The sequence below is a fragment of the Clostridium sp. genome, assembly GCF_050717515.1.
GTDB lineage: Bacteria > Bacillota > Clostridia > Clostridiales > Clostridiaceae > Clostridium_AD.
The window spans coordinates 18,499-43,789 of record NZ_JBOITL010000041.1 but is presented as its reverse complement, the minus strand read 5'-3'; the positions used below and the strand labels follow the sequence as shown (position 1 = coordinate 43,789).

Annotated in this window: 21 protein-coding genes; 20 read left to right on the top strand and 1 reads right to left on the bottom strand. The window is 31.8% G+C overall.

Annotation, left to right across the window (positions count from 1 at the left end; translation table 11 throughout):
- Positions 1–122: 122 nt before the first annotated feature.
- The 10 genes from ACREV6_RS24225 (at position 123) to ACREV6_RS24180 (ending at position 14,225) form a co-directional block, all read left to right on the top strand.
- Entirely contained in the window at positions 123–989 is an 867-nt protein-coding gene (locus tag ACREV6_RS24225) for a DUF1002 domain-containing protein (RefSeq protein ID WP_431580614.1), read from the top strand.
- A gap of 231 nt (positions 990–1,220) precedes the next feature.
- Complete coding sequence (locus ACREV6_RS24220; RefSeq protein ID WP_431580613.1) at positions 1,221–3,140, top strand: OPT family oligopeptide transporter; 1,920 nt, start codon at positions 1,221–1,223, stop codon at positions 3,138–3,140.
- Positions 3,127–3,468, top strand: coding sequence for a PqqD family protein (locus tag ACREV6_RS24215; protein WP_431580612.1), 342 nt, complete (start codon positions 3,127–3,129; stop codon positions 3,466–3,468). Before ACREV6_RS24220 ends, ACREV6_RS24215 begins: the two co-directional genes overlap by 14 nt.
- A gap of 238 nt (positions 3,469–3,706) precedes the next feature.
- Positions 3,707–4,675: a tRNA dihydrouridine synthase gene (locus ACREV6_RS24210; protein ID WP_431580611.1), complete on the top strand. Its 969-nt coding sequence runs from the start codon at positions 3,707–3,709 to the stop codon at positions 4,673–4,675.
- Positions 4,676–5,149: 474 nt separating this feature from the next.
- Positions 5,150–5,299: a hypothetical protein gene (locus tag ACREV6_RS24205; RefSeq protein WP_431580610.1), complete on the top strand. Its 150-nt coding sequence runs from the start codon at positions 5,150–5,152 to the stop codon at positions 5,297–5,299.
- Positions 5,289–7,196, top strand: a complete 1,908-nt coding sequence (locus ACREV6_RS24200) for an acyl-CoA dehydrogenase family protein (protein ID WP_431580609.1) — start codon at positions 5,289–5,291, stop codon at positions 7,194–7,196. The genes ACREV6_RS24205 and ACREV6_RS24200 overlap by 11 nt, the downstream gene beginning before the upstream one ends.
- Before the next feature lie 55 nt (positions 7,197–7,251).
- The gene (locus ACREV6_RS24195; RefSeq protein ID WP_431580608.1) at positions 7,252–8,451 is read left to right on the top strand and encodes an FprA family A-type flavoprotein; all 1,200 of its coding nucleotides are present in this window, start codon (positions 7,252–7,254) and stop codon (positions 8,449–8,451) included.
- A 334-nt stretch (positions 8,452–8,785) separates the two neighbouring features.
- On the top strand, positions 8,786–9,199 hold the full coding sequence (locus tag ACREV6_RS24190) for an RrF2 family transcriptional regulator (protein WP_431580607.1): 414 nt from the start codon (positions 8,786–8,788) through the stop codon (positions 9,197–9,199).
- Positions 9,200–9,804: 605 nt separating this feature from the next.
- Complete coding sequence (locus ACREV6_RS24185) at positions 9,805–12,333, top strand: glycoside hydrolase family 31 protein (RefSeq protein ID WP_431580606.1); 2,529 nt, start codon at positions 9,805–9,807, stop codon at positions 12,331–12,333.
- Positions 12,334–12,395: 62 nt separating this feature from the next.
- On the top strand, positions 12,396–14,225 hold the full coding sequence (locus tag ACREV6_RS24180) for a glycoside hydrolase family 66 protein (protein WP_431580605.1): 1,830 nt from the start codon (positions 12,396–12,398) through the stop codon (positions 14,223–14,225).
- 176 nt (positions 14,226–14,401) lie between these two features.
- On the opposite strand, the gene ACREV6_RS24175 is transcribed toward ACREV6_RS24180, so the two are convergent.
- A complete protein-coding gene (locus ACREV6_RS24175; protein WP_431580604.1) occupies positions 14,402–14,908 on the bottom strand; it encodes a GNAT family N-acetyltransferase in 507 nt (168 codons plus the stop codon).
- A 310-nt stretch (positions 14,909–15,218) separates the two neighbouring features.
- On the opposite strand from ACREV6_RS24175, the gene ACREV6_RS24170 reads away from it, so the two are divergent.
- From ACREV6_RS24170 to ACREV6_RS24125, 10 genes are all read left to right on the top strand, one after another.
- Entirely contained in the window at positions 15,219–15,917 is a 699-nt protein-coding gene (locus ACREV6_RS24170) for a response regulator transcription factor (RefSeq protein WP_431580603.1), read from the top strand.
- Between the two features lie 2 nt (positions 15,918–15,919).
- Entirely contained in the window at positions 15,920–16,843 is a 924-nt protein-coding gene (locus ACREV6_RS24165) for a sensor histidine kinase (RefSeq protein ID WP_431580602.1), read from the top strand.
- A gap of 133 nt (positions 16,844–16,976) precedes the next feature.
- Positions 16,977–17,897 carry an ABC transporter ATP-binding protein gene (locus ACREV6_RS24160; protein WP_431580601.1) on the top strand — a complete coding sequence of 307 codons (921 nt, stop codon included), beginning with the start codon at positions 16,977–16,979 and terminating at the stop codon, positions 17,895–17,897.
- Entirely contained in the window at positions 17,890–18,633 is a 744-nt protein-coding gene (locus tag ACREV6_RS24155) for an ABC transporter permease (RefSeq protein WP_431580600.1), read from the top strand. The genes ACREV6_RS24160 and ACREV6_RS24155 overlap by 8 nt, the downstream gene beginning before the upstream one ends.
- A 353-nt stretch (positions 18,634–18,986) precedes the next feature.
- Positions 18,987–19,574, top strand: a complete 588-nt coding sequence (locus ACREV6_RS24150) for a DUF1062 domain-containing protein (protein ID WP_431580599.1) — start codon at positions 18,987–18,989, stop codon at positions 19,572–19,574.
- A 359-nt stretch (positions 19,575–19,933) separates the two neighbouring features.
- The gene (gene glpQ / locus ACREV6_RS24145) at positions 19,934–21,028 is read left to right on the top strand and encodes a glycerophosphodiester phosphodiesterase (RefSeq protein WP_431580598.1); all 1,095 of its coding nucleotides are present in this window, start codon (positions 19,934–19,936) and stop codon (positions 21,026–21,028) included.
- A 192-nt stretch (positions 21,029–21,220) separates the two neighbouring features.
- Entirely contained in the window at positions 21,221–21,901 is a 681-nt protein-coding gene (locus ACREV6_RS24140) for a response regulator transcription factor (protein ID WP_431580597.1), read from the top strand.
- A gap of 1 nt (position 21,902) precedes the next feature.
- Entirely contained in the window at positions 21,903–23,315 is a 1,413-nt protein-coding gene (locus ACREV6_RS24135) for a sensor histidine kinase (protein ID WP_431580596.1), read from the top strand.
- A 108-nt stretch (positions 23,316–23,423) separates the two neighbouring features.
- Positions 23,424–24,212: a DUF3919 family protein gene (locus tag ACREV6_RS24130; protein WP_431580595.1), complete on the top strand. Its 789-nt coding sequence runs from the start codon at positions 23,424–23,426 to the stop codon at positions 24,210–24,212.
- A gap of 33 nt (positions 24,213–24,245) precedes the next feature.
- On the top strand, positions 24,246–25,280 hold the full coding sequence (locus ACREV6_RS24125) for an ABC transporter substrate-binding protein (RefSeq protein WP_431580594.1): 1,035 nt from the start codon (positions 24,246–24,248) through the stop codon (positions 25,278–25,280).
- Positions 25,281–25,291 lie beyond the last annotated feature (11 nt).

Here is a 25,291-nt window from a genome sequence, read left to right as displayed (position 1 = left end):
GGGTATCTATAGTTCATACAATTTAACAGCAAAAAAAGTCATTTACCAAATTAATATAATTTGGGTTATAATATATTTAAGTCACAACAGTAAAATAATGTGGAATATGGAGGTATTGTTTAATGAATAAGAAATTAGTATTAGGTTTAGTGTTAACAGCAAGTTTGCTTGCAACACCTATAAACAATGCATATGCTGATTCATACAAGAGTGTTACTATAGGGTATGATTTGACGAATCAACAGAAACAAGACATGCTAAAGTATTTTGATGTAGATAGGAATAGTGCGAGTATTGTTGAAGTTACAGCTAATGAGGAAAAGAAATATCTGGGAGATACAGTATCTAGAGCTCAATTGGGTAATAAGGCCATATCATGTTCCTATATTGAGCCAACAAATACTGGTGGGTTAGTAGTGAACACAAACAATGTAACTTGGGTAAATGATAGTATGATAAAGAATGCCTTAATTACAGCAGGAATTGAGAATGCTAATGTTAAAGTTTCTGCACCATTCACTGTATCAGGTACGGCAGCTATGACTGGCATACTAAAGGGATTCGAAAATAGTAAAGACGGTAAGAAATTAGATGAAAGTACAAAGAAAACCGCTAATGAAGAGGTGGCAGTTACAGGCAAACTAGGTGAAAAAATTGGACAAGATAAAGCTGCGGGATTAATTAATGAAGTAAAGAGTGAAGTTATAAAAGATAAACCTAAGAATGAGAAAGGTATAACAAAAATAGTAAAAAATGTAACGAATAATTACAATTACGATTTGTCTAAAGATGATGTAAGTACTATTGTTGGATTAATGACAAATGTAAATAAATTAAACTTGGATTACAGTAAAGTAAAAGGACAGCTTGAGGGTGTAGCTAGTACGATGAAAAATACATTAGAAAGTGATAAGACTAAAAGTTGGTTCGCAGGTGTGTGTGATTCTATTGGAAATTTCTTCAGAGGAGTATCGAATAGTTTAAAATAATAAATGAGATGAGCAGGCTTAGCCTCCACCAGTGAACCCCTCGACGAATGTCGAGGGGTTTTAAGTATTTTAGCTAGGTTAGAATTGTGAAAGATTAATTGTATAATTATTAGAACTATTGCAAATTACTAAATAAGTAAATATCTTTATTCGCAAAATTGAGAAAAATCGTTTTATGTCGAAATCGTGTTATAATATATAATATATAAAATACAAAAGGAGGTATGACTTATGGATAATAAGTTATCAAAAAATGCATATGGTGGTGTAGATGGTAAAGACTACGTTCCCTACATTTCCAGTGGTTCTAAATCTGGTGGAAACGTTGCCGTATTAATAATCGGTATTATTTTAGCTGTAGTATTTGCAGCATCAACTGCCTATTCAGGTATGAAATCAGGGCTTACAGTTGCAGCTGGTATACCAGGTTCTATAATAGGTTCTGCATTTATAGCTGCATTTGCTAAGAAAAAGGGTATCCTTGGCAAAAACTTAGTTCAAGGTATGGCAAGCGGTGGAGAATCTGTTGCTAGTGGTATAATATTCGTTTTACCAGCAATTCTATTAATAGGTTCCAAAATTACTTTCTTAGAAGGTTTTGCTGTTGGTGTAGGTGGAGTTTTATTCGGTATTGGAGGAGCTTCTCTTGTTTACAATTACTTAATGGTTGAAGAACACGGTAAATTAATGTATCCTGAGTCAATGGCTATATCTGAAACACTTGTTGCTTCAGAAGGTGCTGGAGAGGCAATGAAGTTCATGGGAATAGGATTCGGAATAGGTGGTATTATAACTGTTTTAACTAGTTCATTTTTGAATGTAGTTAATAACAGTATAAGTTATGTAAACGAAACCTTCTACAAGTGGAAATTTGAAGTTGAAGTTAACCCTCTATTATTAGGTATAGGATTCATAGTTGGTTTAGAGGTTTCTGTAGCTATGTTTGCTGGTTCTATATTATCTAACTTCGGTATTATGCCTTTAATAGGTTACTTCTCAAGTCTTGCAAAAGATGGTGTAACTGTATGGAATGATCCGAGTGTTGCTATAAACACTATGCAAGTTAAACATATCGCTGGTAGTTATGTAAAATATATTGGTGCTGGTATGATGCTTTCTGGTGGTTTAATAGGTGCTATAAAACTTATACCTACTATAATAGCATCTATAAAAGAAACTATGAATGCTAAGGAGTCAAATAGTGGTAGTGGCTCATCTATTGGAAACCTAATATTACTTGGTGGAGTGGTAGTATGTTTCATAGGTGGTTTTATGGTATCTGGTGGTAATATAGTAATGGCTATAGTTGCTTCTATTTTATCATTATTCTTATCATTATTATTTGTTATAGTTGCTGGTCGTTTAACTGGTACCATAGGAACTTCAAACCTTCCTGTATCCGGTATGACTATAGCTTCTATAGTTGTTGTAACCTTATTATTCGTTGGGATGGGATGGAAAAATCCTGAAAACAACAAAACATTACTTTTATTTGGTACATTTATAGTTACGGCTATATCTGTAGCTGCAGGTTATGCTCAATCGCAAAAGGTTACTTTCATAGTAGGCGGTAACAAAAATGAAATGGATAAGTACTATGTTATATCTGGCGTGATTGGTGTTGTAGTAGTTATTGGTACTATATTATTACTTTCAAGTCAACTTGCAATAACTGGTGATAATGTCCAATTTGCACTACCTCAAGCTAACTTAATGGCAACATTAACTGCTGGTATAATGTCAGGTGAATTACCTTGGGTTATGATCATTGTTGGTATTGCTATGGGAATTGTTTTATATTTATTAAAACTTCCTGTAATGACAGTAGCTATAGGATTCTATTTACCGATAGCTACAACTTCTATAATATTAATAGGAGCATTAGTTCGTTTATTTATAGAAAAAACTTCTAAATCTGAAAAAGAAAAAGAAGCTAAAGTTTCTAATGGTATAAGTTTATCTTCTGGACTTGTTGCAGGTGGTTCTATAATAGGTCTTATAGGTATAATACTTCGATTTAAGTTTTTTAAGGATAATGCACCAAGTGGATTTACTGCTTCTAATGGAATGGCAATTATAATATTAGTAGTTCTAATAGTAGCTACTATAATGCCTATAGTAAAAAGTAAGGTAAAAAATGCTAAGCAATAACGAAGACGTTTTAAATATAATATATGAAATATCTGACAATTTTCAATATGAAGTAGATAAAGGAAATATTGTGACTATACTTGAAAAACAAGATCATAAGTTTCAAAAGTTCTTTAGAAAACTTAAATTCAGAATTCCAGAGTATAAAAAAACTTCTTTGGATGAATATGGAAGTTGTGTGCTTTTACAGATAGATGGCAAGAAAACTGTAAAAGATATTGGAGAAAGTCTAGAAGCAAAGTATGGTGATAAAGTTCAACCACTTTATGAAAGATTATTGTTGTTCTTAAACCATATCGACGTTAATTGTCACTATATAAAAAAATAAATTTCTAATACAAAAGGGCTGCTACACTAAGAAATTAGTGTAGCAGTCTTTTTTGCAAAAAAAATATGATTTCAGGGCCCCAAAGGTCAGGGAAAAGGTGTAAATTAGCTTTTTTCTTCAAGTCTGCTTATACGGCTACCTCATCAATAATATTCAAATCTAAATAAACATGGTATAATAAAGTGAAAAAATTGTACGAACAAAAGGGAACTACGTAAATAAAGGAGTTATTGAATATATGAATTTTTATTTCGCACCTATGGAAGGTTTGACTGGGTACATTTATAGAAATGCCCATAATGCTTTTTTCAATAATATAGATAAATACTTTTCACCTTTTATTACTGCAAATCAAAGTGAAAGTTTTAAAACTCGGGAATTAAATGATATTTTGCCTGAAAATAATCAAGGACTAGTTTTGATTCCACAATTACTAACCAATAATGCAAAAGATTTTATTCATACTTCAAAGAAAATAAAGATGCTGGGATATAATGAGATCAATTTAAATTTAGGATGTCCTTCTAGAACTGTAGTTTCAAAAAATAGAGGATCGGGATTTCTTTCGAAAAGAGAAGAACTTGATGTGTTTTTAGAGGAAATCTTTTCTGAGTCTATAACAAAAATCTCATTGAAAACCAGGATAGGAAAAGATAAGCCGGAAGAATTTTATGATTTAATCGAAATATTTAATAAATACCCTATAGAAGAGCTTATTATTCATCCAAGGACGCAAAAAGATTTTTATAAAAATAAACCTAATCTGAAAATCTTTAAGCAAGCTTTAGTTTCAAGTAAAAATCCTGTTTGCTATAATGGTGACATTTTTACAATCGAAGATTACAAGGAGTTTTCCGCTGCTTTCCCTAGTGTAAATACTTTAATGATTGGCAGGGGATTATTAGCTAATCCTGGACTCAGCAGCTATATTACAGATAATATCAAACTTGACAAAAAAATATTGAAAGACTTTCATGATAAAATTTATGAAGACTATAAAAAAATACTCTTTGGAGATAGGAATGTCTTGTTTAAAATGAAAGAATTATGGTCTTACATGATTCCGGTGTTTTCTGATAATGTAAAGTATGCAAAAAAAATTAAGAAATCAGAAAGATTATACGATTACGATGAAGCAGTTTCAAGCTTATTTAGAGAACAGGATCTTTTAGGAAATTCAGCTGAAAGCGACGAAAGTATAGGATAGAATTAAAAAAAGATAGCAAAACTTTGTAATGAGGTTTTGCTGTTTTTTTTATTATCATCGAATATTTGCGAAATTTTGTTAATATTAAAGCAAACATGGGTATGGTATATCTTATTTAAGTATAGAGCCTAAAATCAATATTGAAAAAACAGGAAAGTAGAGTTACATTATAGATAATAACTGTTATTTGATAAATAAAATTATAAAAGAAAAATAATAATTAAACAAAAATTGTTTCTTGTACTAATTAAAATTTAAGGGAGCCCAATATATATGAAAAAGCAGTTGTAGGATTTACGCATGCAGATATAGCGGTTGCCAGTAGTAATAAAGCCCCTTGAAGAGCAGTAAGAAAAGTTTGAGTTAAACTTGTAATGTATACTTATTAGGTATACAATAAAAGTATACCCTTTAGGTATACTTTTAAGGAAGACGTTTACAAATATTGTTGGTGTAGTAAAACATATTGATTATATGGATTCCAAAGGTGAAAAAGAATTGGCGGAGTCACCTGAGTTTGATGAGTTTTGTTTGCGGCAGTTCAATGTTGTGATTTTGCAGATTTCACAAAACCACATTCATGAAACCGCATTAAGAAAAGGGAGGTATATTAATGTTTTTTAAAACTATGGAGCAACATGAAAATTTGAGGACAAAAATTAGAGAGTTTGCGCAGGAGGAAGTTAAACCTATTGCATTTATGTTAGACCAAGAAAATAAATTCCCAATGGACGCAATTAATAAGTTGGCTGATATGGGGATGATGGGGATTCCATATCCAAAAGAGTATGGTGGAGCAGGTCTGGACGTAATAAGCTATGCTATAGCAGTTGAGGAATTATCAAGAGTGGACGGTGGTACAGGAGTAATTCTTTCCGCGCATACATCTTTGGGTGCATACCCAATTTATGCCTATGGAACAGAGGAGCAGAAACAAAAATACTTGGTGCCACTAGCAAAGGGAGAGAAAATTGGTGCATTCGGTCTTACCGAAGAAAATGCTGGTAGTGATGCTGGTGGTACGGAAACCACTGCAGTACTGGATGGTGATAATTACATTTTGAATGGTGAAAAAATCTTTATCACAAATGCTGGTGTGGCTGATATTTACGTTGTTTTTGCAATTACTACGCCGGATATAGGTGTTCGTGGTATAAGTGCATTTATTGTGGAAAAAGACACAGAAGGCTTTAGTTTTGGACAACATTACGACAAGATGGGTATTAGATCATCTGCAACTGCAGAGCTTGTATTCAATGACGTGAGAATCCCTAAGGAGAATCTACTAGGTAATGAGGGTGACGGGTTCAAGATTGCTATGGCAACTTTGGATGGTGGTCGTATTGGTATTGCAGCTCAGGCTCTAGGAATAGCTCAAGGGGCTTATGAAAATGCTTTAGAGTACTCAAAAGAAAGAGTTCAATTTGGCAAACCTATATGTCAGCAACAGATTATCTCTTTTAAGTTGGCAGATATGGCGACAAAACTTAGAGCAGCTAGATTACTTATTTACAGTGCGGCAGAGCTTAAAGAAAATCATGAGAGTTACAGTATGGAAGCTGCTATGGCGAAACAATATGCTTCAGATGTTTGCCTTGAGATTGTAAATGATGCTCTTCAAATATTTGGTGGAAACGGATATTTGAAAGGCATGGAAGTTGAGCGTGCTTACAGAGATGCTAAAATTTGTACAATATATGAAGGGACTAATGAGATTCAACGTGTGGTTATTGCTGCTCACATCATAGGTAGGATGCCGAAAAAAGAGAACACAGGTAAAGCTACTAAACGTGGGCCTGCAACAGGTTATCGTAAGAAAGTGATTTTCAAGGAAGGAACTGCCAGTGAAAAAGTAAATGCACTTGTGGAAGCTCTTAAGGCAGATAAATATGATTTTACAGTTGGAATTCCAATGGACACTCCTATAACTAAGGCTGAAAGAGTTGTAAGTGTAGGACTAGGTATAGGCGAAAAGAAGAATATGCAACTTATAGAAGACTTGGCAGTTCAAGCTGGTGCAGCTATAGGTTCTTCGCGTCCAGTAGCTGAAACACTTAAATATTTACCGCTGAACCGTTATGTTGGTATGTCTGGTCAAAAATTCAAAGGGAATCTTTATATTGCTTGTGGAATTTCAGGTGCAGGTCAGCATTTGAAGGGCATAAAGGATGCTGCTACAATAGTTGCTATAAATATCGATTCCAAAGCGAAAATTTTTAAGAACTCTGATTATGGTATCGTTGGTGATTTAATGGAGATATTACCATTACTTACTGCTGCTTTAGATAATGGACAGGCAAAGAAAGATGCTCCACCAATGGTGAAGATGAAGTCAACTGCTCCTAAAAAAATTGTTCAAACTTGGAAACATTATGTATGTAACGGATGCGGTTATGAATACGATCCTGGCATGGGTGATTCAGAAGGCGAAGTAAATTCCGGAACTCTATTTGAAAACATACCTGAAGACTGGACTTGCCCTGCTTGTGGTGAAGAAAAAGATATGTTTATAGAAGTCTAATTTTTATAATAATTAAATATAATAACGTGTTTTAGTATAAAGGAGGATTATATATATGTATTGTGTTAGAAATATAACTGAGGATCTTTATTGGGTTGGTGGAAGCGATCGTCGCCTTGCCCTTTTCGAAAACATTCATCCAATTCCAAGAGGCGTTTCTTATAACTCATATTTACTAATGGACGAGAAGACAGTGCTCTTTGATACAGTAGACTGGTCAATTTGCCGTCAGTTCATTGAGAATATTCAATCAATATTAAAAGGCAAACCTTTAGATTATATGGTAATTAATCACATGGAGCCTGACCATGCAGCATGCATTGAAGAGATTATTCTTCGTTATCCTGAGGTGAAAATTGTATGCACTGAAAAAGCTTCTTTATTTATGCATCAGTTCGGTTTCGCTATTGATGGCAAGATAGAGGAAGTTAAAGAAGGAGATACAATGTCATTTGGAAAACATGTGGTTGCATTTGTAGCAGCTCCAATGGTACATTGGCCAGAAGCTATGGTAACATTTGATACTTATAATGGTGTATTATTTTCAGCTGATGCCTTCGGTTCTTTCGGGTCACTGGATGGTCAGCTGTTTAATGATGAGGTGAACTTTGATCGCGATTGGATTGATGATGCCAGAAGGTACTATACAAACATTGTAGGAAAGTATGGTCCTCATGTTCAGGATCTTTTGAGGAAAGCGGGTACTATTGACATCAAAATTATTTGTCCGTTACATGGACCAGTATGGCATAATGATTTGGGGTACTTGTTAGATAAGTACGACAAGTGGAGTAGGTATGAACCTGAAGAAAATGGCGTAATGATTGTTTATGGAACAATGTACGGCAATACGGAGGCGGCTGCAAGTGACCTAGCAACAAGACTTGTAGAAAAGGGAATGACGAATGTGGTTATGTATGATGTTTCAAAAACCAATGTCTCCTATTTAATTTCTGAGACATTTAAATATAGTCATGTGGTTCTTGCCTGCGTAACCTACAATTTGAAGATTTATCCACCTATGCTGAATTATATAATGGATATGAAGGCATTAAATCTTCAAAAACGTACTTTCACTCTTATAGAAAATGGCTCATGGGCTCCTCAATCAGGCAAATTGATGCGTGAACTATTGGATGAGATGAAAGAAATGACTATTTTAGACAATGAGATGTCATTGAACTCTACTATGAAGGAAGATGATGTTGATTTAATGGATTCGGTTGCGGATAGCATTATCGAGTCGATGAAGTAATTTCAGAAAAACATAAATTTGGGACCTAATCATGGATGAAATTCGTGGACAGGTCCCTTTTGATGTACATGTTAATATTAATTTTGGCGAAGGTTACATGTAATTTAAATGTGAAAATCCATAAAAACCCCATTGACAAAACAGGGTAAAAGTCTTAAACTTAAATCCATACCAAATGAGTATACTTTAATGACATTTCAGAAGGAAAGAATCCTACTTTTATAAGTAGTAGTTACATGCTATAACAAATAGAAAACTTCGAAGGAGTCTAAATCTCCTTTTGAAGTCGTTAATATTGCAGTATCGCAGATGATGATTTAAGGAGAAATATAATATGAAAATAACACAAGAAGCAGATTACGGACTTAGAGTAGTACTTCACTTATGTAAATTAGGCTACGGGGAAAAAATAGAAGCAAAAGCAATTTCAGAAAAAGAGGGCATACCCTTAAGATTTCTATTAAAACTTTTAAGAAAACTTACACAAGTAGATATTCTAAGATCGTATAGGGGAGTCAAGGGAGGATATGCTATAAATAAATTGCCAGAACAAATAACCTTAAAAGATGTTATAGAAGCAATAGACGGACTTGTATGTGTTAATAGATGTGTAATTGAACCGGATTTTTGTAATTTGAATAGAAGTGGTGTATGTGTTATACATAGAGCTATGACAAAAGTACAAAAAAAATTAAATGCAGAATTAGAAAGTATAAATTTTAAACAGCTAGTCGATGGAGAAGTTTAAAAAATCAATTAATAAATGGGTATTTCTTTACTAAGGCTTCTTTTGGAAAGTTTAAAATCGGTGAAAATTCTGTTTTAACCGATTTTAGTGATGAGAAAGAGTACTAGAAAGAGCATTAATGGCTAGAACAGTAGCCATTGGTGCTCTTTTTGTATTTGGAGAACTTCTATAATACAGTGAATCTGTAAATTTGCATTAGTAAGCTCGCTTTACTGGATTGTTTACAGTTTGTTTTACTTTTTTGATTATTTATATAAAAATATTAAAAATATATACGCAGAAAATGTTGACAATTGTAGATAAATATATATAATTATATAAGAGCGCAAAATGTTACAGAATTCGACAGCAGGACCAGCGATTAATATAAGGTTATCTTTACACTAGGCATGGGTACAGAAACCAGAGTTAAATATGAAAAGATAACATATATGAAGTATTTTATGAAATAGAATGGAACAAAATTTGAGTAGCTATTTTAGGTGTCTGCAGGTGCCTTTGATATAAATATTGCAATTAATGTAATTGTTAATTGTAGTAAACAGTTGGGAATAATATTATAAATTTAATTGTAAGGGTTCAAAATAAAGTATGAGGTGAAAATTATGAAGTATAAAAAAATATCAAAGATTTTAATTTCTACATTGTTGGCAATATCCATTGCCTTAACTTCAAGTTCGCAAATTATATTTGCTGTAACACAACCGGAACCGGACACACCTTTAGTAAAGCAAAATATTAAGCAGACATTGACAGTTAAAGCTATTAAAAAATTGAATAATGGAGTTAAGTTTGACCTGGGAAGTTATGATGCTTATATTAGAGTTCTTGATAATGATTTAGCTAAAGTATCCCTAGTGAAAAAAGGACAAAGTGAAACTGTTTCCCAGGGGATAGCAAAAAAGGATTGGAAGACACCTAAGTTTAAAACACAAGATTCAGATAATGAATACATAATTACAACAAGTGAAATAACTGTTAAAATAAATAAAAAAAAGTTTGGTGTAAAATTTCTTGATAAAGCCGGTAATGTAATTAATGAGGATTACATGAAATACGGCTCAGGCTATGAAAATAACAAACCTTTCGTATTTAAGAAAACAGATAAAAATGAGGCTTTCTACGGATTTGGAGAGCAGGCAGGTCTTAACCTTAATCAACGTGGTAAAGAAATAGGAATGTGGAACACAGACGCATATTCCTACACGAAGGATACAAAATACCTGTACACGACTATTCCATTCTTTATGGGATTGAAAAATGGAAATGCCTATGGTATTTTTATGGACAATGCTAACCGTTCTTATTTCAATATGGCAAAGGAGAGCGATGATTACTACTATTTCTATGCCAATTCTGGACAACTTACTTATTATTTCATGAATGGTCCGGAAGTAGAAGATGTATTGGATAGATATACTGAACTTACAGGTAAGATGGAAAGACCAGCTCAATGGACACTTGGTTTACATCAAAGTAAGTGGGGATATACACCAGAAGAATTAGTAGATGTAGCTAATACTTACCGTGAAAAGAAAATTCCATTAGATACAATGCATTTTGACATTGATTATATGGATGGATACAGGGTATTTACATGGAACAAGGATAAGGATTATCTTGGAGCCTTAAAGAAATTGAAACAGCAGGGTTTCCGTGCAATAGCAATTAATGATCCAGCTGTAAAAGTTGATGAGAATAACGAAACCTATAAGGAAGGTATTGCTAAGGACTATTTTGCAAAAAATCCTGATGGTTCTGTTTACAATGGTGAAGTATGGCCAGGAAATTCCGCATTCCCTGATTTTTCAAAGTATGATGTTCGTAATTGGTGGGGGAAAAATTTAAACCCTCTATATAATGCAGGATTTGACGGAATTTGGAATGATATGAATGAGCCAGCTGTATTTAATGGTCCAAATCATACAATGCCACTTGATATAAAGTTTGGTGAGGGAGACAATGAAAAGACACATGCTGAGTATCATAATTTATATGGACATGATGAAGCCGTGGCAACTTACAATGGAGCTAAAGAGAACAAGCCAAATCAAAGACCATTTGTATTGACTCGTGATATGTATGCTGGTACGCAGCGTTATGCGGCTCTTTGGACAGGAGATAACGTAAGTAATTGGGAACATCTTCAAATGTCAATTCCTATGAATGCAAATGTAGGATTATCAGGTCAGCCATTTGTTGGAAATGATATCGGAGGATTTGCTCAGCGTCCAACACCAGAATTATTTGCAAGATGGATCCAAGTAGGAGCACTTTTACCATTTGCACGTGTTCATTATGACAGTGATTCAAAAGCATCTGCATCTGGACAGGAACCATGGGTATTTGGAAAGGAAGTTGAAGACATAAGCCGTAAGTACATTAATTTAAGATATCAACTTCTTCCATATCTTTATAATGCATTTGTAGACGCTTCAAAGACAGGAGCACCTGTACAGCAGCCTCTTGTTTACCAGTTCCAAGAAGATAAAAACACCTATAATATAGCTGACCAATTTATGTTTGGAAGCTCAATTATGTCAGCACCAATAGTAAAAGAAGGACAAACATCCAGAAGTGTATATCTTCCAAAGGGTACAAATTGGGTTGATTATTGGACAGGAGAAAAGTTTAATGGTGGACAAACTATTACACGTAAAGCTGATTTAGGAACTATGCCTCTTTATGTTAAGGCGAATTCCATAATTCCGACCCGTGAAGTTCAGCAGAAAACAGATGAAAAACCATTAACTAACCTTGTACTTGATACTTACCTTGACGGAAAGGCTGAATATTCATTTTATGAAGATGATAATAATACCTTAGATTACAAGGAAAGTGAAGAGTTTAATATAACAAACTTCACAGTAGCAAAAAAAGGTAATAAGATAGAATTCATGCAGGAAAAGAAGACAAAAAACTATAAGGATTCTAAACTTACAAATTATACATTAAAATTAAATGGAATAAATAAAAATCCATCTAAAGTTCAAAATAAATCTAAAAAGTATACTAAGGTTAATAGCATAGCAGAACTTAACAAAAAATCAGGCTCTTATTTCTATGATAATAAGGCTAAGGTTTTATATGTTAACATTCCTGCTAACCAGTCAGGAAAAGTCATGATAAACTAAATAGATAATTAAATAAGAGGAGGGGCTAATGCTCCTTCTTTTATTGCTTGAGGGTGAAAACAATGGGTAAAAAGAAATTTATTATAGTGATCATTTTAATTTTGACAGCTGCTGGACTACTTTTTATTGGGAAATCATATTTAAAATCAAATCCTGATAATATAGCTATTTATCAGGATATGTTAATAATGGATGTGTACACTGATAAAAGTTCCTATAAGCCACATCAAGAGGTTTATTATGTTGTAAAATTGAAGAATGATTTAGAAGTGGATTATAGTGGAAAACTCAGAATTTACTTTAAACATTTAGACAAAAGTATATATCACGAAGATGTTAAGGTGAATTTAAACAAGGGTGAATATAAAGAGCTTAATTTAAAGTGGTTTCCCCCTAATGATAATTATAGTGGATATATGCTAGAAGTATATGCAGTTATGGAAAATAAAGTTATTGATCACAGAAATACTGCAATAGATGTATCTTCAGATTGGAGCAAGTTCCCAAGGTATGGCTATATAGCTAATTTTCCGGAAATTGACAGCAATAAGGCAAAGGATATAATAGATAATTTAAGCAGGTTCCATCTAAATGGGCTTCAATTTTATGATTGGCAGTATAAACATGACCAGCCACTTGCAGGCACCGTTGATAACCCAGACTCCACATGGCTTGACATTGCAAATAGAAAGACCTCAGGTAAAACAGTAAAAGACTTTATAGATTTTGCTCATAATAAAAATATGATGGCTGCAAACTATAATCTCATGTATGGTGCATATGAGGATTATGAAACTAGAGGTGTAAAGAAGGAGTGGGGACTTTACAAGGATAATAACCATAATGAGGGGGATTCTTTCTCTCTTCCAGATAGCTGGGCTGTTAAAAAGGTAGGTTTAATGAATCCGGGAAATAAGGAGTGGCAAAATTACATATTTCAAAGAGAAAAGGATGTTATGGATGTATATAAATTTGATGTATTTCATGTTGATACCCTAGGATCTAGGGGAACTGTTTATGATTATAATGGAAATGAAGTTAAGCTTGATGAAACCTATACTGATTTTTTAAATAATGCAAAACAAGCTTTAAATAAGAGAATAGTTGTTAATAATGTTCAAGAGTTCGGAAAAAATCCTGTATCAAAGGATGCGGATGTTGATTTTTTATATACAGAAATATGGCCTCCCGATTATGCATCCTATGAAATGATAAAAAAGACTATTGATAATGATTTGACTTGCAGTAATGGAAAAAAAGCGTCAGTAATAGCCGCCTATATGAACTATGGGAGGCAGTCAGGTGAAAAATTTAATGAACACTCTGTTAAGCTAATGGATGCTGCTATTTTTGCTGCAGGTGGAGATCATATGGAGCTTGGAGATACAGGCATGCTTTCAAATGAGTATTTTGCCAATGATAATGTAAGGATGACACCTTATCTTATAAGTTCTATGAGAAAATATTATGATTTTATTGTAGCCTATGAAAACATACTTAGGGATAATATGAAGGAAGTAAATACTACAATTGAAATTCCAGGTGTAAATGTAAGCAAAAATGGAAGTGTAAAAACAATATGGGCCTACAGCAAGGAAAACAAAAAGTACCAAACGGTTCAGCTAATAAATCTTTTAAGCAGAGAAGATGATAACTGGAGGGATGAAAAAGGGAATTGTAGTCCTCCTGAAACTAAAAAAGATTTTATTTTGAAACTCTATGTGGATAATACAGATATAAAGAGTATAAATTTAGCATCTCCAGATTTAAATGGAGGGACGTCAAGGCCATTAAAATATAGTAAAAACAAGGATTCGAAGGGTGCTTTCTTAGAGATTAAGGTTCCAGAATTGCAGTATTGGGATACAATTTTTATCGAACGTTCTGTTTAAAATATTAAATTATTAAGGATAATGGGAGATTGATAGTAAATATAAACTGCTTTTGCACACTTCTTTCAATGAAGGGTGATATAGTTAGTATTGGGTGGACTCCACTAAAAAAACTCTCGACTAATTAATTGGTCGAGAGTTTTTTTATGCTTTAATACTATGTAGTTTTTTGTCATTTACACCATTTCTGCCAGTGAAGCCAACTTCTCACCTTCAACGCGATAGACAGTCCAATCGCTCATTGGGCTTGCACCCATCTCTTTGTAAAAATCAATGGATGATGTATTCCAATCTAGACACCACCAATCGAGTCTACCGCATCCACGATCAATAGCTATTTTCCCTAAAAATGCCAGCATAATTTTACCGAATCCTTTTCCTCGTACCTCGGGTTTGACAAACAAATCTTCTAAATAGAGATTTGATTTGCCTAAGAACGTTGAAAAATTGTGAAAGAAAAGTGCGAATCCGATTGGTTTACCCATGTACTCCCCGATGATGACTTCCGCTTGCTTCTTTTCGAATAAAGAAATTCTAAGAATGTCTTCTGTAGCAACGACTTCATGTAATAAATGCTCATAGTCCGCCAAATCATTAATAAACTGTAGGATCAACGGCACATCCTCTACAGTTGCGAATCTAATTTTAAAGTTATCCTCTGATGTTTCAAAATATGTTTTCATTGTATATGCCTCCCAATAATATTATTACTATTACCTAAATTCAACGTTTACTTATTTGGACATCAATTAATAGTGAATACTTACCAAGACAGTACTATAGTTTGATTTAATTCCATTTTAACACAATAACTACCCCATAATAAGAATTTTGCTCCACACTGTTTTTTAAAACATTACTATTTTATGATACCATGTTACTAAGCTTTAGATTTAAAGGATAAAATTAAAGTTATAACAAATTAGTAGTATAATACTATTATGGAGAAATCACCATAGAAATAAATGAAAGTTTTTGAAATGAGGAGTATATTTGAAAAGTATAAGTATTTTAGTGATTGAAGATGACAACGAAATTAACTATCTTATTGCAAATTATTTGAGAAAAGAAGGATATATTGTAGATTGTAGTTTTGATGGTATAGAAGCCATATATAAATTTGAAAATATGATATATCAATTGGTAATTTTAGATTTAATGTTACCAAAACTTAATGGTGCTGAAGTACTTTTAAAAATTAGGGAAAAAGGTACAATTCCAGTAATTATTTTATCAGCAAAAGATGAGCAAACAGATAAAATATTTGGACTTGAATTAGGAGCAGACGATTATATTACAAAGCCTTTTGATATAGGAGAGGTTATAGCCAGAGTTAAAGCTCAATTAAGGAGATATTTACATTTTGACAATAGTAAAATCGAAGAAAATCAAATATTAGAACACGGAAAGCTTCAGTTAAATTTAAATAATTATGAACTTAAAGCTGGAGAAACAAAAATACCTCTTACTTCAAAGGAATTTGAGATAATAAAGCTTTTTATGAGTTATCCAAATAAAGTATTCACTAAATCTCAACTTTTCAATGCTGTTTGGAAAGAGGAATACAATACTGATGAGAATACAGTAATGGTACATATAAGTCGTATAAGAAGTAAAATTGAAGAAAATTCTTCTAACCCTGAATATATAAAAACCGTTTGGGGAATAGGATATAAGCTGGGGGATGTGTAGGAATGAATATATATATACTGCTTTTTTTAATAAGTACATGCTTTATTTTAATATTTAGAAATATTTATTTTTCTAATCAGATAAATGAAATTAATAGAACATTACTACATATAAAAGACGGTAATTTTAATATTAGGCTACGCTTTTATTCTGGAAATAAGGGTATACGAAACTTGGGTGTTAACTTAAATTCTATAATAGAACAATTTCAATGTATGGTTGAAAAAAAGGAATATCTTGAAGAATCAAGAAAAAAAATGGTGTCTAATATATCACATGATTTAAGAACTCCATTAACATCTATTCTTGGATATTTAGAAGCACTACATAAGGATTCAAAGTTAAATGATAAAGAAAAAAAGTATTTTTTGGATGTGGTATATTCTAAGTCTCAAACATTATATTCATTACTTGAAGAATTTTTTCAGATATCTAAATTAGAAGCAGAAGATGTACTAATTAAAGTAGAAAAAATTAATTTGACTAATATGGTTCAAGAAGCCTTAGTAGGATTTTATCAAGAATTTATAAATGAAAAAATTGAGCCTATCATTGAGATACCAGAAAAAGATTTTTTTGTGTGGGGAGATGGTAAAGCAATAGATAGAATATTATCTAACCTTTTACTTAATGCACTTAGATATGGAAAAGAACAAAAAACAATTGGTATAAAAATGAGAGGGGAAAACTCTATGGTTTGGATAGATATATGGAATGTAGGAACTGGTATTAATATCAAAGATATTCCATATATTTTTGATAGATTATATATCGGAGAACCTTCAAGAAATAAAAAATCACACGGAAGCGGATTAGGTCTTACAATAGTTAAAAAACTTGTAGAAAGGTTAAAAGGAGAAGTTTTAGTTAAAAGCATACCAAATGAAAAAACTACTTTTTCATTTTCATTACCTTTATGTAAATAGCTAATGTAAAGTGCTAACTTTATGTTAGCTATTTATAATTTAAGGTATTTGTAAGGTATTTGTTAGGGTTATTTTAAACTTATAGAGTATTCTATTAACATTATAATAAATTAATAATAGGGGGAGAGAATGGATGGCATGTATATTAAAAACTTATAATTTAACGAAAAAATACAAAGATCATAAAGCTGTTGATAATGTAAATATAACAATAGAAAAAGGAGATATTTATGGATTCTTAGGTTTAAATGGTGCAGGTAAAACAACTACTATGAGAATGATTATGGGGTTAATTAAGCCTACCAATGGAAATATTGAGTTGTTTGGTGAAAAGCTGAGTAAGGACAAAAAACATTTTTTTTCAAGAGTTGGATCTATCATAGAGTTTCCAGGCTTTTATGAAAATTTAACTGCGGTGGAAAACTTAGATATTCACAGAAAACTTATGGGTGTTCCAAGTAAGGATTGTATAGAGCAATCGTTATTGGCAGCAGGAATACTTGACGCTGCTAATAGAAAAACAAAAGAGTTTTCACTAGGTATGAAACAGAGACTTGGCATAGCAAGAGCTTTACTTCATAATCCTGAGTTTTTAGTATTGGATGAACCAACAAATGGGTTAGACCCTATGGGAATAAAAGAAATAAGACAACTTATACTTGATTTATCGCGAAAAAGACATATAACTGTATTAATATCAAGTCATATTTTAAGCGAGGTTCAGCAATTAGCTACAAAAGTAGGCATAATACATAAGGGGAAATTATTGGAAGAGATAAACTCCGAAGCGTTAAAAAAGAAAAATAGACATTATATTGAGCTTAAAGTTAACAATGATAGAGAAACTGTATTTATGTTAGAACAAAAATTTAATATAACAGATTATATAATTTCAGAACCGGGAGTGATTAAGATTTATGAAAGGTTAACAGAGACTGCGAATATTAATAAAATACTAATACAAAATAATGTTGAGGTTAAAGAAATATCTCTGCTCAGAGACAGTCTTGAAGATTATTTTATTAAGTTAGTAGGAGATGATATAAATGAATAAAGTAGCAAGTTTATCAACTGTGATAAAGACTGAATTCCTTAAGCTAAGAAAATGCAAAGTTTTGTGGTGCATTCCTCTATGCGCTTTTTTGCCTGACCTATTAATATTTTCTATGTTTGCATTAAACAAAAAATTCCCTACAGTTGTTTGGGAAACCTATTTTACAGATGCTATAATGATGATTAATATGTTGATGGCCATTGGACTGTTCTCTTTATTAGCAGGGTTTATATTTTCAAGGGAATATCAAGAAAATACAATAAATAGTATGTTTGCCTATCCAATAGGTAGAATACAATTTTTCATCAGTAAACTTATTGTTATACTAATTCTTATTTCTATTACACTTATGGCTTCATTTATTTTGTTAGTACTTTTAGGATTGACTATAAAACATGAACCTTTAACCTTTAGTATTTTACTATATTACACTAAAACCTATATTTTTATGATTATTATGCACTTTGCATTAATTCCTATAATAGCATTCTTAAGTATTTATAATAAAAGTATAATTCCACCAATTATACTTGGAGTAAGTGCTATTACCCTTAACCTTCTAATAATGAATACTCGATTTAATACAATATTTCCTTGGAGTATTCCAACTATATTAAGTCCTCATGAAAATGGAATGACTTATACAAATTACACTTTAGGTATTATTGTTTTATGTACAACCTTTATCATTGGAACCATATTAAGTATAAAAAGCATAAAGAAAGATGTACATTAGGAGAAAGAAGAAATAGGCTGGTGCCCCATCAAATAATAGGTGTGAGTTGAAAAAATACTTTGATAAACTCAAAGGCTAGTAGATAAGATATAATAATGGTGAACACTAAAAAATCATATAACATGAGCCTGAATCAAACAATTTGATTCAGGCTCATGTTCATTTCTGAATAGAAAATTAGGTGGTTTACATAAATGTAAATTAGTATAATACTTAATAGGATAATAATTTAAAGGGGGTTTTTTGTATGAGGAAACTTATTATTTGTGCTTAGCAAAGGCTATGCATGATAAAATAAACATTGTGAAATAGTCTTTGCGCAATCCTAGAAATAATTAATTAGGAGGAGCAAAATGAGCTATTTAAAAAATATAAAATGGGAAATAGTTGCACTAACAATGCCTAGGGTAAAAAGAAATTGTCCTAAGTGTGGAAACGATGCGTCTTTTAAAAATAGTCAAAAATTTAGAGTGAATGCAAATAAAAATAAGTTAGATGTATGGCTTATTTATCAATGCGAAAAATGCAAATCAACTTGGAATATGGCTATATATGAAAGAGTAAGTTGTATAGATATAGATTCAACACAATATGAATTATTTTTAAATAATGATTTAGAACTAGCAAAAGAATATGGGTTTGATATAGCTATTCATAATAAAAATAAGGTGAAGCTAGAGTTTGAGAATGTTGAATATGAAATTATTGGTGAAGATATAAATATACTTCAAAGTGATTTTAATAAAAAAAATAAAATTGTTGTAGATATTAGATGTAAATACTCACTTGGTTTGCGAGTTGACAAGGTGCTGAGCAAAAAGCTTGGTGTTTCAAGGGGAAAAGTAAAAAAACTATATGAGAATTCAATAATTTGTGAGGCAAGCCAAAAAGATTTGTTGAAAGAAAAAATTAATGATAAAATAAGAATTTATATAGGGTGACTATGTAGATACATATTATATGATAAATAATACAAGGTATATAAAAAAGTGTATGCGATTGGTGGATTATATAGTATAGGGTTTGTATCCATCAAAAAAATCTTGGACAGAGATGTCCGGGATTTTTTTATGCATATTTAAAATATAAATCAACATTAGGAGGACATATTAAAAATGTTACAATGCTGTTACATTTCTGATGGAATTTTGATAATGTCTTTTGTTATTGTTAAAAGGAAGATTAAGATGCATATATTATTTTATACTTATTGAAAACGTTTCCCCTATGGAGAATTTGAAAGTTTTTAAAGTATATTAAGATAGGTTTACACTATCAGTATTAATAAGGAGGGTATAACATGAAAAATGCAAAAAAACTAATTATTCTAGGATGCACACTTGTCCTAACTATAGGAATATGTAAGGGATGGGGTCAGAAACCTAAGCACATTACCTTAGCAGCAAATAAAACTACAACTGGTTCCACAAAAATTAAGGGCAATAAAATAGTAATTGGACATAGAGGTGCCTCTGGATACTTACCTGAGCATACTTTAGAGTCTTATACTTTAGCTTATGGACAAGGTGCAGATTATATAGAATGTGATGTATGTTTATCTAAAGATGGTGTTCCGGTAATAATGCATGATACTATGTTAGATACTACAACGGACGTAGCTCAGCGCTATCCAAATAGAAAGCGTGTAGATGGACATTATTATGTAATTGATTTTACATTAAGTGAAATTAAAACACTTAGGGTCCACGAACGTACAAAAATAGATTCTAAGGAGCCTGTTTATCCTGGCAGATTTCCTTTAAATAGTTCTCATTTTGAAATTCCAACCTTAGAAGAAATGATAGAACTTGTACAAGGATTGAATAAGAGTACGGGTAATGATAAAGGAATTTACCCTGAATTAAAAGAACCTAAATTTCATACAGATAATGGACAAGATATTGGAAGTGTGGTACTAAAAGTTCTTAGAAAATATGGGTATGATACTCCTGAATCAAAAATTTATTTGCAATGTTTTGATCCAACTTACTTAAGAAAAGTCAGGACAGAGATGGGTGCAAAAATGAAAATGGTTCAGTTAATTGGCGAAGAAGCAGATTGTCCAGGAGCAAATTACAAAACAATGATGTCAAATGAAGGACTAGCAAAAGTAGCTGAATATGCAAATGGTATTGGACCTTGGTATCAACAAATAATAGATGAAAATGGAAAGAAGAATAGAGCTCCAGTTATTAATCCTAACTTAGTAAAAGATGCACATAAACATAATCTTGTTGTTCATCCCTATACATTTAGAAAAGATGAAATACCCAAATATGTAACTAGCGTAGACCAGCTAATTCAAAAATTTTATTTTGAAGTTGGCGTAGACGGTGTATTTACTGATTTTAGTGATATTGCAGTAAAAGTATTGGCAAATAATTCGAAAAAATAATTCGATATAAATTGAGAGCACTTAAGGTATTTTTAACTTAAGTGTTTTTTAATTTGATTATTATACAATTTTAGACAAACAATTTGAAGATTCTACAATTTTTACGTATAATAAGTAGAAACTACAAAATCTTATAAGTACTTTGAATGCTTTTAACTATTACTTATTATATATAAGAAGGAGCGGTTTAAGATGAAAATTTTATTGGTAGATGACGAAGAGAGTATTTTAAATTTAATCCGTATGAACCTAGTATTGGAAGGTTTTGAGGTAGTAACCAGTGCTACCGGTAATATTGGAATCAAGGCCTTTCAAGATGAAACCCCAGACTTAGTGTTACTTGATTTAATGCTACCTGATTTAAATGGCTATGAAGTTATGAAGAGAATGCAACAGATTAATAGGGAAACTCCCATTATCCTTCTTACTGCAAAGGGGCAACTCAATGATAAACTCCTAGGGTTACAGTTAGGTGCAGATGATTATATTACAAAACCCTTTGATAGTCGAGAAATTATACTGCGTATACGGGCAATTTCAAGGCGAATAAATCAATCAAAGCTTCTTAATGAAAATTCTGAAAACAAAATAGAAAAAGGATTCATCAAACTTCTAAAAGCTGAAAGAAAGATTTTTATAGATTCCATAGAAGTTCAATTTACTTTTCGTGAATTTGAAACTATAAATCTTTTAATGCAAAATATTAATAAGGTTTTTAGTAGAAAAGAGCTACTAGAAAAACTTTGGGGCTACGATTATGAGGGTAACACTAGAGCTGTTGACATTCATATAGAACGAATTCGTAAGAAGCTTAAAATACATGGAAATGCCATTCAAACTATTTATGGTGCCGGATACAGATTAGAGGTATGAAATGAAAATTGGTATAAAAAATAAAATCGTAATTATGAATATAGCCGTGTTACTTCCGGTTTTACTTATTGTATGCTCTATTACCATTGGCAATCTTTATAAAAATATACTTAATAGCTCTATTACCATGTTAAAACAAGAAAGTTACAACAGTCAATTAAATATCATTACCTATTTAGATAATGAAAAAAACATAGGGTTGCCAGTACTTCTTAAGAATATGGGCCCTTTTATTGCTAAAAATTTGTCTGATCATTACAAATTCAGAATTCAATTATACAACAAGGATGGGCTAGTAGGGGATTCCGAAGAGTATCCTATAATTTCAGAGAATAAGGATGTGGTTCATGCACTTTCAGGAACCAAATCCTATATTATAAAAAAAATTGAAAACAAGGAATACGTTTTATTTTCAAGTCCCCTTTATTTTGAAGGAGAAACTATTGGTTGCTTTCGATATCTTTATCCCCTAGATAAAGAAATAGGCCTAGTTAAAAATACCAGTGTAGCCATGTTGCTGATAGGTATACTAGCGCTGTTTCTTTCTATTTTTTTAAGCAATATGTTTTCTAGAAAAATTGTAAGTCCTATTGTATCTTTAAAAAGAGCTTCCCAGAAGGTTGCAAATGGAGATTTTACAAATACTATAGAAATTGATACCACAGATGAGATAAAAGACTTAGCGGATTCTTTTAATCTTATGTCGACTAATATCAGTAATTCTATTTTGAAATTAAAAGATGAAAAAGCAAATCAAAAAAGATTTTTAGATAATGTTACCCATGAATTAAAAACCCCCATAACCTCAATAATTGGATATGCAGATTTACTTCCTAGAGTAAAGACGGAAGAAGACAAAACCCAATGTTGTGATTATATCCAAAAGGGTGGACAACGCTTGCTTTGTCTTGTGGAAGAATTGTTAAATCTTTCTAAATTAAATAAGGAGGATTTTCAAATGGAAGCAAAGCAAATAAACATTAAAGTAGTAATAGAGGAAAGCTTGTTAATTTTAAAGCCTAGATTAGATAAATACAATATTTCTATAGAAACGTTGTTATTTGATCATTTACTTTGGATAGATGAACAAAAAACAGAACAAGTGCTTTTAAATATACTTGACAATGCCATTAAATATAGCGAGTGTACCTGCATTGTTATAAAAATGTCCGACGCTGGAGGGTCTTTAATTGTTTCTATTTCAGATAATGGTGTAGGTATAAGTAAGGAACATTTGAAAAGGGTTTTTGAACCATTTTATACTGCAAATAAAAGGTTGCAAAATCAATACGGTGGTATGGGTCTTGGACTTGCCATTTGCAAGGAAATTATGAAAAAAGAGCAGGGTGATATTTCTATAAGCAGTGAAAAGGGAACAAAAGTGGAGTTATTTTTTGAATTGTTGCAAAGCTGATACAATTTTGATGTAATTCTGAAAACGTTTTTTGCTATTATAAGGGGGAAGAGAAAAATAAATATTTTAAAAAAATATAAAAAATTATTTATTATTTATTTTGTTTTTATGCTATCGCTAGGAATTATAATATTTTGGCAATACAAAAAAAATTATGATCATTTAGTACTTATTCAGGATAGAGAACAAGTTTTAGAAGCTGCAAGGACCTCCACACCTGTAAAATTAGAAGTTTATAGTAACCGTTGGGGCAAGGCTGTTATTTCTGATAGTAGGGTTATTGAAAATATATGGAATATTATAGACGAAATGTCTAAGAGTAGCCCCTTGCAAGAGAGCCAAAGTACATATACTTCTGATGAAATCAGTGGCACTATTTATTATTTGAATGGTAAAAAATCTACATTTAGTTTAGGAAGTCACCTAAAAATCAGCGCTATTATATATGGAAATCCTAAAGATAAGCCTTATGTAGATCAGCTTAAAAATTATGTATATGAAATCTTATGTGGTCCTGAAAATCTAGGTAACCTTATTAATGAACGAAATAAAGTTACCGTAGTAGATAGCAATAATAATATACAAAAATGTGGTAGTGATGATAAAAACTCTATTCGTAATAAAATACTAAAATGCTCTAAAATTCAAAATAATGAAGCACTAGAAGAAGCAATCAATAAAAAGGGAAAAGTGCTATACCACATAAAAACCTATTTAGAAAAAGAAAGTAAAGCCATTCTAAATAAAAAAGGAACTTCCTATGTAATTATAAACATTGATGTATATGAGAATGGATATATTGTTATTCAAGATTTTAGTAATGAGGTACTAAATGCAATATATATGAAAGGAAATTTAGTAGAAGTTTGTAAAAACATAAGTAAAACTGGTATTTGATTTTTATAGTTCATATATTTTGGAGGTATCCTAATGAAAGCTTACAAATTTATTATATTTATTCTACTCTTGTGTTGTTTTACATTGTTCACTGCATGCAATAAAAGCCAAAGTGCCTATCCTAATTTACAAGGCAAAAAACTTTTGGTTTATGTAGCCTTTCATGAAGATGAGGCTAAACCTTTACTAGAAGGCTTTAAACAAAAAACTGGTTGTGAGTATTCCCTTTTGAGATTTCCTACTGGGGAAGCTTTAGCCCGGGTAATGGAGGAAAAAACAGCTCCTAAAGCAGATGTTTTTTTAGGTGGCACAGCAGATGCCCATGAATCCATGAAAAAAGAAGGCATAATTGAAAAGTATATTTCAAAAAATGCCAGTTTCATTCCTGAAAGATATAAAGATAAAGATGGGTATTGGACAGGACTTTACATAGAAGCCTTATCTATTGGCATCAATAAAGAACGATGGGACGCGGAGTTTAAATCAAAGGGAATAAAGCAGCCAGAAAGCTTTGAAGATTTGCTAAATCCTGCTTTTAAAGGTGAAATTATTATTCCTGACCCAAAAACCTCCGGCACCGGCTACACTTTTGTTTCTTATCTTGTACAATCTATGGGGAAGGAAAAAGCCTTAGAATATCTAGGCAAACTCAACCGTAATGTGGCACAAGTTACTGCAAATGGTCTTACCCCAGCACAAAAGGTAGGGATTGGTGAGTATTTAATTGCTGTTAATTTTATAAACCAACAGCTTATAGTTAAAAAGTCTGGATTTAATATACAATCTAAAATTCCTAAAGATGTTGGATGGACTCTTTGTGCGGTTTCTAAAATTAAAAATGGTCCAGATTCTAAGGCTGCAAATGCGTTTATAGATTATTGCTTAACGCTAGAAGCTGGCAATGCACTGAAAAATTTTTCTATGGCTATGTCTACAAGAGAAGATGTATCCATTCCAGAGGGAGGAGAAAAGTTGAAGAATCTTCTATCTAATGAAAAATATGATTTTAAAAAAGCAGCTATCGATAAAAAAGAGATGATAGATGCTCTTGAAAAGATCAATCCTTAAATTTATATATA

Bases quoted from the DNA above. Each gene is read 5' to 3' on its own strand.
- ACREV6_RS24225 (WP_431580614.1), top strand. From the start codon at position 123: ATGAATAAGAAATTAGTATTAGGTTTAGTGTTAACAGCAAGTTTGCTT.
- ACREV6_RS24220 (WP_431580613.1), top strand. From the start codon at position 1,221: ATGGATAATAAGTTATCAAAAAATGCATATGGTGGTGTAGATGGTAAA.
- ACREV6_RS24215 (WP_431580612.1), top strand. From the start codon at position 3,127: ATGCTAAGCAATAACGAAGACGTTTTAAATATAATATATGAAATATCT.
- ACREV6_RS24210 (WP_431580611.1), top strand. From the start codon at position 3,707: ATGAATTTTTATTTCGCACCTATGGAAGGTTTGACTGGGTACATTTAT.
- ACREV6_RS24205 (WP_431580610.1), top strand. From the start codon at position 5,150: ATGGATTCCAAAGGTGAAAAAGAATTGGCGGAGTCACCTGAGTTTGAT.
- ACREV6_RS24200 (WP_431580609.1), top strand. From the start codon at position 5,289: ATGTTTTTTAAAACTATGGAGCAACATGAAAATTTGAGGACAAAAATT.
- ACREV6_RS24195 (WP_431580608.1), top strand. From the start codon at position 7,252: ATGTATTGTGTTAGAAATATAACTGAGGATCTTTATTGGGTTGGTGGA.
- ACREV6_RS24190 (WP_431580607.1), top strand. From the start codon at position 8,786: ATGAAAATAACACAAGAAGCAGATTACGGACTTAGAGTAGTACTTCAC.
- ACREV6_RS24185 (WP_431580606.1), top strand. From the start codon at position 9,805: ATGAAGTATAAAAAAATATCAAAGATTTTAATTTCTACATTGTTGGCA.
- ACREV6_RS24180 (WP_431580605.1), top strand. From the start codon at position 12,396: ATGGGTAAAAAGAAATTTATTATAGTGATCATTTTAATTTTGACAGCT.
- ACREV6_RS24175 (WP_431580604.1), bottom strand. From the start codon at position 14,908: ATGAAAACATATTTTGAAACATCAGAGGATAACTTTAAAATTAGATTC.
- ACREV6_RS24165 (WP_431580602.1), top strand. From the start codon at position 15,920: ATGAATATATATATACTGCTTTTTTTAATAAGTACATGCTTTATTTTA.
- ACREV6_RS24160 (WP_431580601.1), top strand. From the start codon at position 16,977: ATGGCATGTATATTAAAAACTTATAATTTAACGAAAAAATACAAAGAT.
- ACREV6_RS24155 (WP_431580600.1), top strand. From the start codon at position 17,890: ATGAATAAAGTAGCAAGTTTATCAACTGTGATAAAGACTGAATTCCTT.
- ACREV6_RS24150 (WP_431580599.1), top strand. From the start codon at position 18,987: ATGAGCTATTTAAAAAATATAAAATGGGAAATAGTTGCACTAACAATG.
- glpQ (WP_431580598.1), top strand. From the start codon at position 19,934: ATGAAAAATGCAAAAAAACTAATTATTCTAGGATGCACACTTGTCCTA.
- ACREV6_RS24140 (WP_431580597.1), top strand. From the start codon at position 21,221: ATGAAAATTTTATTGGTAGATGACGAAGAGAGTATTTTAAATTTAATC.
- ACREV6_RS24135 (WP_431580596.1), top strand. From the start codon at position 21,903: ATGAAAATTGGTATAAAAAATAAAATCGTAATTATGAATATAGCCGTG.
- ACREV6_RS24130 (WP_431580595.1), top strand. From the start codon at position 23,424: ATGCTATCGCTAGGAATTATAATATTTTGGCAATACAAAAAAAATTAT.
- ACREV6_RS24125 (WP_431580594.1), top strand. From the start codon at position 24,246: ATGAAAGCTTACAAATTTATTATATTTATTCTACTCTTGTGTTGTTTT.